Source organism: Streptomyces sp. IBSBF 2435, assembly GCF_036815005.1.
In the GTDB taxonomy this organism is placed as follows: Bacteria; Actinomycetota; Actinomycetes; order Streptomycetales; family Streptomycetaceae; genus Actinacidiphila.
The window spans coordinates 1-6,240 of the sequence record NZ_JAJSYW010000276.1 but is presented as its reverse complement, the minus strand read 5'-3'; the positions used below and the strand labels follow the sequence as shown (position 1 = coordinate 6,240).

At 73.7% G+C, this 6,240-nt stretch carries 4 protein-coding genes; 1 reads left to right on the top strand and 3 read right to left on the bottom strand.

The annotated features are described in order from the left end of the window. The 3 genes from V7E46_RS31795 to V7E46_RS31785 all read right to left on the bottom strand — a co-directional run. Positions 1–2,477, bottom strand: a 2,477-nt coding sequence (locus V7E46_RS31795; protein WP_333771652.1) for an ATP-binding protein, incomplete at its 3' end; no start/stop codon positions are given. A gap of 575 nt (positions 2,478–3,052) precedes the next feature. Continuing rightward, positions 3,053–3,334 (bottom strand): trypco2 family protein, encoded by a 282-nt coding sequence (locus tag V7E46_RS31790; RefSeq protein WP_333771651.1) that lies wholly within the window; start codon positions 3,332–3,334, stop codon positions 3,053–3,055. A 108-nt stretch (positions 3,335–3,442) separates the two neighbouring features. Further along, the gene (locus V7E46_RS31785) at positions 3,443–3,796 is read right to left on the bottom strand and encodes an effector-associated constant component EACC1 (RefSeq protein ID WP_333771650.1); all 354 of its coding nucleotides are present in this window, start codon (positions 3,794–3,796) and stop codon (positions 3,443–3,445) included. 393 nt (positions 3,797–4,189) lie between these two features. Between V7E46_RS31785 and V7E46_RS31780 the strand changes: the two genes are divergently transcribed. Next, positions 4,190–6,100 carry a M1 family aminopeptidase gene (locus V7E46_RS31780; protein ID WP_443054412.1) on the top strand — a complete coding sequence of 637 codons (1,911 nt, stop codon included), beginning with the start codon at positions 4,190–4,192 and terminating at the stop codon, positions 6,098–6,100. Positions 6,101–6,240 lie beyond the last annotated feature (140 nt).

The window sequence follows — 6,240 nt, the reverse complement described above, 5'->3', positions numbered from 1 at the left end:
GGCCGGGGGCCGGGCAGCGGGGCGGGGCCGCCTCGTACGGCGGTGACCAGGCGGAACAGGCCGTACTGCCCGACGAGCGGATGGGGCGCCGGGCTGTCGTGATCGTGACGGGTCGCCTCGGCCATCACCCGGGCGGCGCGGTCGCGGTCCTCCTCCAGGAGAGCGCACACCACCCCTGCCAGGCCGAGCGCGAGCGAGCGGGTCGGTGCCGGATCGCCCGGACATCGGCGCGACTCCGCACCAAGGAGGTCGAGTTCCGCCCTCCGGCCCTGGTGGCCCGCGCACACCGCGCGCACGGTGAGGAGATAGCGCGCGCTGTCCCGCAGGCCCAGCCGTTCCGCCTCGGCCGCGCAGTCCGCGGCGAGCCGGTCGGCCGCCGCGTACTCGCCGCGCAGCGCGTGGTCCAGGGCCAGCCTGCTGCCCGCGATGTGGGCGATGAAGCCGGCCCCGAGCCGGTCGGCCTCGCCGCGGGCGTTCAGCAGCGCGGCACGGTCGCCGCGGGCCAGCCACTCGTCCTCGGCCAGCAGATACGTGGCCTCCAGCCGCCGCAGGGGGAGGCTGTGGGCGAGGGCCGCGGTCCGGGCCCGGGTCAGCCAGTGGGACGCCTCGGCCGAGCCGTGGCGCATGGCCAGGGCGCCGCGTGCGGTCAGCGCCCGGCACCGGGCGTCGGGCAGGCCGGCCCGTTCCGTCGTGGCCACCGCCCGCGCGGCACGCAGCTCCGCCTCGCGCGGGGAGTCCGACAGCACCCACGCGGCGACCGTGTCCAGCACGGCCGAGTCCCGGTCGGTGGCGCCGGTGCCCAGCGCCGCCTGCGCGAGCTGCACCTGTCTGCGGCCTTCCGCCCGGCGTCCCGCGGCGGCTGCCAGCCGGGCGAGGCGGATGTGCAGGCCGGCCAGCCGGCTTGGCTCCGTCGCGCCGGCGTGGAAGGTCTGCGGGAGGTCGATGAACTCCAGCCCCTGCCCTGCCCGGCCGGTCTCGGCGAACGCGGTGAGCAGCCCGTCCAGCAGGTCGGCGCGCAGGCCGGGTTCACCGGCGCCGTCGGACAACACCCACGCCCGCTCCAGCAGTTCCGCCGCCGATCCGGCGAGTCCGGCGGCGAGTGCCCGGCGGCCTGCCCGGCCGCACAGGACGGCGGCGCTCACCGGATCGTCCGCCGCGGACCTGAGCCCGGCGGTGAACTCGCACCAGATGTCCGGCAGTCCGGGGTGCAGTTGCTCAACCGCGTCGGCGGCCCGCCGGGCGAGCGCTGTCCGGTGCGTCGGGGCGAACTGGCTGAGCAGTGCCGTGCGGGTGATCGGGTCGCGGAAGCCGTACCAGTCGGCGGTGGGGCCGCAGCCCTGCAGCACTTCCGCCGCGAGGGCCGCCCGCAGGTGGTCGAGCAGCTTGCGCTGGCTGGTGCCCAGGACGCGTTGCAGCACCGACACCGGGAACCGCTCGCCGATCACCGCGGCGGTGCGGAGCATCCGGTCCATCTCCGCGCCGAGCTGCCGCACGTGCTGGGTGATCCGGTGCCCCACCGCGAAGGGGAGCTCCAGCCCGGCCTCGGTGTCGAACCGGCAGCCCTGGGGGTCGACGACGAGCATGCCGGCACTGGCCATGGCGTGCAGCAACTCGTCGGCCACCAGCGGATTCCCCGCGCTGTCCCGCCATAATCGGCTGACCGCCTCGGTCGGCAGGCTGGCCGGGCTCACGCCGAGGCCCGAGCCGGCCAGCAGGGCGACCTCCCCCCGGCTGAAGCGCTTCGGCCGCAGCAGGACGGCGTTGCCGCGCCGGGCCAGCGCGTGCGCCAGGTCCCCGGCCGTCCCCGGATCGTGCCGTACGGTGGCGAGCAGCACCGAGCCCTGCCCGGCGATGTTGTCGGCCAGGTACTCGACCACCGCCAGGGTCTGCTCGTCGGCGTCGTGCAGGTCCTCCAGGACCAGCAGGCAGCCGCGCCCGGCGCCGGCGGCGGCGGTCAGCCGCAGGATCGCTTCGGCCAGCATCAGCGGCGACGGCGCCGACGAATCGACCCGGTCGGCGGCGCCGGTACGCCCGTGCCGCCCGCCGGTTCCGTCGGGGCCGGGCGCGTCGGTGGCGTCCCCGACTGCCGTACGGCTCACCGCCGTTGTGTCCCCGGCCGCGCCGCCGGGACCGTACTCCAGGACGAGCCCGCCGAGCGCCGCGTGGTAGGGGCCGATCTCCGCCCGCGACGGCCCGCTCCCGTCACGGAAGAGGCTGGCCAGAGCCTCGGCCAGCGGGCGCATGGCGCTGGAAGGGCCGGTCCTGCTGGCCCGGCCGAGCAGCACCAGCATGCCGGCGTCGCGGGCCAGCGCGGTGGCCTCCAGCACCAGCCGCGACTTGCCGATGCCCCCCTCGCCGACCAGGAACACTGCGCGGCCCTCGCCCCTTCTGGCGTGCAGCAACGCCTCGCCGAGTACCTTCTTCTCCCGTGCGCGGCCGATGAGTTCTGGTACATCCGTGCGATCTCTTGACGCCATACGATCCTCCATCGCCTGAGTCTCGGAGTACGCGGCAAAAAGTGCACCGCGACGGTGCGGCGGGCATGCGCAGCTCAGCGCGCGGCGACGGCGCGTGCCGGGGCCGCACGTCGAACCGCGATGCTCTGCAACGATGTTCGGTGCGAAGCCACTCCGGCACCACCCGGCCTTCACGACCCACCGGTTGCAGGAGGCATACCTCAGTGCACGGGAACGCCCTCGCGACCGCGCGCCGAGGCGGCGCCCGGTGCGGTCGATCGCCCGCGCCGCCGACCGCGGGAACGCGTCCCGCGCGGCTCATGCGTCGAAGCCGGGCGGCAGCGGCGGCGCCGGGCGGCGGTTGATCAGAACAGCCTGGACGCCGCCCACGGCCGCCGGCTCGTACTGCGGAACGCGGCCCGCGCGGACGAATCGCTCCAGCCCCCGTACGCGGCAGCCGCCGGGCGACGCCAGGGCCGTCCCATGGCGCCCGCCGGCCTACGTCCCGCTCCCGCCTCCTGTCCGCTCGGCACCGCGGCGCCCGCCACCGGGGACCGGTGTACGCAGCCGCTCTCGCTGCCGCAGCCCGCGGACGGTCACCAGATGTGGCCGCTGTCGTCGATCATCAGGGAGCTACCGCCTTCTGACACCGGCTTCAATTCGAGCCGGATGCGGTGCCGTGCCGCACCCGCGGTCTGGTCCGGGCCGCCGGCCAGAACCATGACGCGGACTCCCGCCCGGGCGTTCGCGTCCGTCCGCAGCTCGACGCCGAATTCCAGTTCGATGGGACCGACCTCGAACCGCAGGGTCCTGTCTCCGCCCGCGGCGGTGTGCCGGAGCGCCTCGCGGACAGCCTCGATCGCATCTGCGAGCTCCACGTAGGTGTTGCCCTGTTGTAGCCCCAATGCTCCCCGTTGTCCGGATAGTCCGCGACCCCGATCAGCACCGCACGGGACTCGTTCGGGCGCGGCGACCGCATGATCCGGTCAGGCCGCGTCCAGCTCGTCGAGCTTGCGTTGAATCTCACCGGGGTCCACACCGGTCACCGCGAACTGCTTGCCGTCCTTCTGGACCGTGACGGTGATCTTCGGGGCAGCGGCGAGCCGCCGCTGCTCGCGCCACTGAGCGAGCACGACGCCGAGCGAAGTGGCGCTGAACGCGCCGCTCAGGACGAGTTGGACAAGCTCCGCACCGCCGAGCTTGCCGGGCGCGGGCGTGTCGGGCTTCAGTTCGGGAGCGGCGTGCCTGCGCGCATCGGCGTCGTCCACAGGCCAGTCGAACAATTCGGAGGAGACGTCGTCGCCGTCGTCCTCCGCGACACACCGGATCAGAATCTGCATCGTGGCCCCAGCCCCCTCGTGCTCCCGACAGTGCATACGGCGGCGGCGTGGCCGGTACCCGCGGAACAGCGATGCCGCTCCGGTCCGCCCGCCGGCGTCGCCGGCCCGCCACCCTGGTCGACGCGGGCTCCGGCAGGTGCCTGGACGCCGCAGGGCCCAGCTCCGCCGACGGCACCCGGCTGCGGATCCGGACCTGCGGCGGCGCCAACCGGAACTGGACGCTGCCGTCCTGGCCGCCCCGGCCCGCGAGCGGGGTCGCACAGCAACCGCATAGGGATATCCCTACCGCTCCCCGCCGGACCTTACCGGCGGGGAGCGGTCGTGTTCAGACTCCCCCTACGGCAGCGCCACTTGCCGGCTCATCCCCCACCCTCCGAGAGGACCGATGAGTAGATGAGGAAACGACTTCTCTCCCTGATGGCCGGCGCAGGCGCGGCCGGGCTCGCCGTCGCGGTGAGCCTCGGCGTGGCCGGCATGGCCGGTGCGGCGGGCACCACCGGCGCCGCCCGCGCGCCCGGCGCGGCAGCGGCCTGCTCCCCCGGCCAGGTCGTCGGCAACGGCGGCTTCGAGAACGGGACTTCGCCCTGGACCGCGTCGAGCGGGGTGATCACCACCGGCGGCGGCCAGAGCGCGCACGCGGGCAGCTACTTCGCCTGGCTGAACGGCTACGGCTCCACGCACACGGACACGCTCAGCCAGTCGCTGGCGATACCCGCGGGATGCAGTGCCGCCTCGCTGACCGTGTGGCTGCACATCGACACCGCCGAGACGACGACCACCACCGCGTACGACAAGCTCACCGCGAAGCTCGGCAGCAGCACGCTCGCGACGTACTCGAACCTCAACGCGGCCACCGGGTACGTGCAGCGGACCTTCGACGTGTCCTCGTTCATCGGGCAGAACGTGAGCCTGGCCTTCAGCGGCACCGAGGACTCCGGGCAGCAGACCAGCTTCGTGATCGACGACGTGGCGCTCACCACCTCGGGCGGCGGCACCCCGCCGACCACCCCGCCGACGACGCCGCCCACCACCCCGCCACCCGCGGACTCCACCCGTACGCCGGCCTCGCCCGCGTACACCGTCAGCCTCACCAGCGACACGACCGGCGCCACGTGGAACGGCCACGAGAGCGTGACCTTCACCAACGCCTCGCCCTCGCCGCTCAATGACGTCTACCTGCGGCTGTGGGACAACTACCACGGCAGCTGCCCGACCACGCCGATCACCGTCACCAATGTGACCGGCGGCACCGCGGGCGCGCTGTCGGTCGGCTGCACGGCCCTCGACATCACGCTGCCCTCGCCGCTGGCCCAGGGCCAGTCCGGCACCATCGGGTTCGACCTGAAGATCGTGGTGCCCAGCGGCGCCGACCGGTTCGGGCGGGACGGCGCGTTCAGCTTCATCGGCAACGCGCTGCCGCTGCTGGCGATCAGGGACGGCTCCGGCTGGCACCTGGACCCGTACACCAACAACGGCGAGGCCTTCTACTCGCTCGCCGCGGACTTCCGGGTGACCCTCGACCACCCGACGAGCCTGCTGGTGCCCGCCACCGGCACGTCGGTCGACACCCCCGGAGCCTCGGGCCGCACGGTCACCACGGCCACCGCCAGCAAGGTCCGGGACTTCGCCTGGGCGGCGGGCGCGTTCAGCAAGGTCTCGGGCACCTCGCCCGCCGGGACGAAGGTCAACGTCTACTCGGTCAGCGGCATCAGCTCGGCGAACGCCCAGTCGATGCTCAGCACCTCGATCTCGGCGATCGACGCGCACGCGGGACGCTTCGGGGCCTTCCCGTACGGTGAGGTGGACGCCGTGCTGGACAACAACTTCTGGTTCGGCGGGATGGAATACCCGGGCTTCGTCCTGGACCTGGTCGACAGCACCGCGCTCACCCACGAGCTGGGCCACCAGTGGTGGTACGGGATCGTCGGCGACGACGAGTACAACAGCCCCTGGCTGGACGAGGCGTTCACGGACTACTCCACGGACCTCGCGCAGGGCAAGACCGGCACGAACTGCTGGAACAGCGTGTCGTGGGCGTCGTCCAGCGAGAAGATCACGAACTCGATGGCCTACTGGGACGCGCACTCGTCGCGCTACTCCACGGTGGTGTACGGGTACGGCAAGTGCGCGCTGCACGACCTGCGGCGGCTCGTCGGTGACAGCGCGATGACGACCCTGCTGCGGAACTACGCGCAGGCGCACTGGTACGGGGTCTCCACGACCGCCGAGTTCAAGGCGGCGGCGCAGGCGGCGACGTCGACGGATCTGACGTCGTTCTGGAGCACGCACCGCATCGACGGGTAGCCGTCCGGCACCTGAAGGACGACGGCGGGTGCGCTCCCTTCCCGGGGGGGCGCACCCGCCGCCCGGCTTCCTGCGCCCGCCGTTCGGGCCTCCCGCACCCACCGCCCGGGCTTCCGCCGCCCGCCGCCCGGCCGCGGCTT